Origin of the sequence: Streptomyces kebangsaanensis, from assembly GCF_001906585.1 — a bacterium.
GTDB lineage: Bacteria > Actinomycetota > Actinomycetes > Streptomycetales > Streptomycetaceae > Streptomyces > Streptomyces kebangsaanensis.
Map to the genome: position 1 here is coordinate 1 of NZ_JUJA01000091.1, position 3,884 is coordinate 3,884.

Annotated in this window: 4 protein-coding genes and 1 pseudogene; 1 reads left to right on the forward strand and 4 read right to left on the reverse strand. The window is 71.9% G+C overall.

What is annotated here, in order from left to right; translation table 11 throughout:
• Positions 1-680, reverse strand: a 680-nt coding sequence (locus tag RH94_RS13665) for an ABC transporter ATP-binding protein (RefSeq protein ID WP_073947885.1), incomplete at its 3' end; no start/stop codon positions are given.
• Entirely contained in the window at positions 673-1,587 is a 915-nt protein-coding gene (locus RH94_RS13670; protein ID WP_073947886.1) for an ABC transporter permease, read from the reverse strand. The genes RH94_RS13670 and RH94_RS13665, both read right to left, overlap by 8 nt.
• Before the next feature lie 147 nt (positions 1,588-1,734).
• Here RH94_RS13670 and RH94_RS13675 point away from each other — a divergent pair, with 147 nt between their 5' ends.
• The gene (locus RH94_RS13675) at positions 1,735-2,361 is read left to right on the forward strand and encodes a TetR/AcrR family transcriptional regulator (RefSeq protein WP_073947893.1); all 627 of its coding nucleotides are present in this window, start codon (positions 1,735-1,737) and stop codon (positions 2,359-2,361) included.
• 79 nt (positions 2,362-2,440) lie between these two features.
• Here RH94_RS13675 and galE read toward each other — a convergent pair whose 3' ends face one another.
• Positions 2,441-3,421, reverse strand: a complete 981-nt coding sequence (gene galE / locus RH94_RS13680) for a UDP-glucose 4-epimerase GalE (protein WP_073947887.1) — start codon at positions 3,419-3,421, stop codon at positions 2,441-2,443.
• A gap of 79 nt (positions 3,422-3,500) precedes the next feature.
• Positions 3,501-3,884 (reverse strand): annotated as a pseudogene (locus RH94_RS43275) (transferase); the annotation flags it as partial.

Here is a 3,884-nt window from a genome sequence, read left to right on the forward strand (position 1 = left end):
CGGATCGACTTGTTGTTGTGGCTGACCAGGAAGACCGTGCCGGCCTCCTCGCGCAGCTCCCGGATGCGTGCCTCGGAGCGCATCTGGAACTTGCGGTCGCCGGTGGCCAGCGCCTCGTCGATCATGAGGACGTCGTGGTCCTTGGCGGCGGCGATGGAGAAGCGCAGTCGGGCCGCCATGCCGGAGGAGTACGTGCGCATCGGCAGCGTGATGAAGTCGCCCTTCTCGTTGATGCCGGAGAAGTCGACGATCTCCTGGTAGCGCGACTTGACCTCCTCGCGGGACATGCCCATGGCGAGTCCGCCGAGGTGGACGTTGCGCTCGCCGGTCAGGTCGTTCATCAGCGCCGCGTTCACGCCGAGGAGGGAGGGCTGGCCGTCGGTGTAGATTTTGCCGCTCTCCACCGGCAGCAGGCCCGCGACCGCCTTGAGCAGCGTGGACTTGCCGGAGCCGTTGGTGCCGATCAGGCCGATCGCCTCGCCCCGGTAGGCGACGAACGAGACCTTCTTCACCGCGTGCACCCGGCGTACGCCGGCGGCCTTCTCGGCCTTCCCGCGGCGCAGGATGCGGTTGAGGGCGGCGGTCGCGCTGCCGCGGCCGGAACCGGTGCCGTTGACCCGGTAGACGATGTCGACCTTGTCGGCGATGACGGTGGGGACGGGTTCGGTGTGCTCAGCCACGGCCGTACGTCTCCTCGGCCTTCCAGAAGTAGAGGAACCCGCCGACACCGGCGAGCAGTGCCCAGCCCAGCGCCAGCGCCCACACGTGGTGCGGGAGCTGGTTCGCCTTGAAGCTGTCGATCAGCGCGAAGCGCATCAGGTCGATGTAGACGGCGGCCGGGTTGGACTCCAGCAGCACCTTCACCACGTGCGGCATGCCGTTGCGCGAGAGCGTCTTGTCGATGCTCCACATCACGCCGGAGACGTACATCCAGGTGCGCAGGACGAACGGCATCAGCTGTGCGATGTCCGGCGTCTTCGCGCCCATCCGGGCCACGACCATCGAGACGCCGGCGTTGAACACGAACTGCAGCACCAGCACCGGAAGGGCCAGCACCCACGACAGGGCGGGCGTCATGCCGAAGCCGAGCAGGATCAGGACGAGGGCGGCCATCGAGAACAGCAGCTGCTGGAGCTGCTGCAGCGCGAAGGAGACCGGCAGCGCGGCCCGCGGGAAGTGCAGGGCCCGCACCAGACCGAGGTTGCCGGAGATCGCGCGGGTGCCGGACATGATCGAGTTCTGCGTGAACGTCCAGACGAACACCCCCGTCACCAGGAACGGGACGTAGTCGGCCACGCCGCGGCTGGTGCCCAGCAGGACGCCGAAGATGAAGTAGTACACCGCCGCGTTCAGCAGCGGGGTGGCCACCTGCCAGACCTGGCCGAGCTTCGCCTCGCTGTACTGGGAGGTCAGCTTGGCCGTGGCGAAGGCGCTGATGAAGTGGCGCCGCGCCCACAGCCGGCGCACGTACTCCGGCAGGGAGGGGCGGGCGCCGCTGACGGACAGGCCGTGGCGGGCGGCGAGCGCCGCGAGGTCGTCCTCGGCCGGGGACGGGGCGGGGGGCGGTGCGTGGAGGACCTGGCTCACATCCGCTGCTCTTTCGCTCGGAACGGTTTCTTACGGTCCTCTTCACGGTTTCTTACGTCGGGACGGGACCGTATCGTCGCAACGCGAGCGTAGAGCGAAGTGACGTCGGGACGCAACCGTTCCGTCGTCACGCCCTATGCTGGCTCCATGACGACGAACGCCGAGGACTCCCGGACGCGCCCGCGCCGCCGCGCCCCCGCCGGGGCGGCCGTACTGCGGGAGGACGTGACGGAGGCGATCAGGGCCGCGGTCTTCGAGGAACTCGCGGCCGTCGGCTACGCGCGCATGTCCATCGAGGGGATCGCGCGGCGCGCGGGCGTCGGCAAGACCGCGGTGTACCGCCGCTGGCGCTCCAAGCTGCACCTGGTGCTCGACATCGTCTCGGCGCTCGCCGTGCAGAGCCTGCCCGCGCCGGACACCGGCTCCCTGGAGGCCGATCTGCGACTGCTGTACGAGGTGACCTCCCGGGCCCTGCGCCACCCCGTGGCCTCGCAGGTCATCCCGGATCTGCAGGCCGAGGCGGCCCGCAACCCAGACATCGCCGAGGCCATGCGGAAGGCCCTGCGCGACGGCCAGGAGAGCGTGGCCAGCAGCATCCTGACGGCGGCAGAGAGCCGCGGTGAGCTCCGCCCCGGTCTGGACCGGGACCTGGCCCTGGACCTGATCTCGGGCCCGCTGTACTGGCGCGCGGTCGTCATCCGCACCCCGAAGCTCCCCAAGGGCTACCTGGACGCCCTGGCCCGGGGGACGGCCGAGGCCCTCAAGGCGCTGTGAACACACCTGGCGGCGGCTGAGACGCCACTGGGCCCGCCGGAGCGGGCCCAGTGGGAGAGAGGGCACGAGCGCACCGAGGTCAGCCGCGGGCCGCCTCCGGACGGCAGCGGATCCAGCCCTGCCAGGCCGAGGCGATCATGTCGTGGACGTCGTGCTCGGCCTTCCAGCCGAGTTCCGTGGCGACGCGGTCGGCGGAGGCGACGACGCGGGCGGGGTCGCCGGGGCGGCGCGGGGTGACCGTCGGGGGGCTGTCGTGGCCGGTGACGGCGTTGATCGTGTCGATCATCTCGCGGACCGAGACGCCCTCGCCGCGGCCGATGTTCAGGGTGAGGTCCAGGCCCGGGGAGGAGAGCAGGGCGCGGGCCGTGGCCACGTGGGCCTTCGCGAGGTCCACGACGTGGATGTAGTCACGGACGCAGGTGCCGTCCGGCGTGGGGTAGTCGTCGCCGAAGATGCGCGGGGGCGCGTTCTCGGTCAGCCGCTCGAAGACCATGGGGACCAGGTTGAACACGCCGACGTCGGCCAGCTCCGGGCACGCCGCGCCCGCCACGTTGAAGTACCGCAGGGACGCCGTGGACATGCCCGTCGCCCGGCCCGTGGCGCGGACCAGCCACTCGCCGGCCAGCTTGGTCTCGCCGTACGGCGACATGGGCACGCACGGCGTCTCCTCCGTGACCAGGTCCACGTCCGGCATGCCGTACACGGCGGCCGAGGAGGAGAACACGAACGCCCCGGTCCCGGCGGCCGTCACGGCCTCCAGCAGGACCCGCAGGCCCTCGACGTTCTCCCGGTAGTAGTGCAGCGGCCGGTCCACCGACTCGCCCACCTGCTTCTTGGCGGCCAGGTGGACGACCCCGGTCACCTCGTGCTCGGCGAGGGCGCCCGCCACCCGGTCGCCGTCCAGGGTGGAGCCCACCACCAGCGGGACCCCCCGCGGGACGCGCTCGGCGATGCCGGTGGACAGGTCGTCGTACACCACGGCCCGCTCGCCCGCCTCCGTCATCGCGCGGACGACGTGCGCTCCGATGTAGCCGGCGCCGCCGGTGATCAGCCATGTCATGTGCGGGCTTCTCCTCGTCAATCGGCCCAGGTCGTCCTGTGCGTGCGAGCGCGGCCGGGGTTCCCGGCCCGGTCCGTCCTCAGTGAAGCAGACGGCGGAGCCTGCCACGGAGCACCGACGTGACCCCGCTGGGCCCGGCCGCCAGGCGCAGGGAGAGCGTGCCGGAGTGCGTGGCGTAGGGCTGGACCAGCAGGACGCCGTACCGCACGCTCGGCACGACACGGCGGCGCAGCAGACCGGCGCCCGCGCGGGCGTGCGCCGTCGTCTCGCGGCTCGTGCCGTCGGTGAAGCACACCCGCACCCGCAGGTCCCAGGTGCCGGCGCCGAGTCCCGCGAGGTCCACGACCGTCCCGGCCGACCAGGTGCCGGCGCCGGCGGGCGTGAGGGGGACGGTGGCACGCCGGGCCGTGCGGCCCGTCTCCCGGTGCCGCCACTGGAGCTCCAGGGCCCTGGGACCGGCGGG

What these genes read in the sequence shown, in the direction of transcription:
- RH94_RS13675 (WP_073947893.1), top strand. Translation starts at nt 1,735, where the DNA reads ATGACGACGAACGCCGAGGACTCCCGGACGCGCCCGCGCCGCCGCGCC.
- galE (WP_073947887.1), bottom strand. Translation starts at nt 3,421, where the DNA reads ATGACATGGCTGATCACCGGCGGCGCCGGCTACATCGGAGCGCACGTC.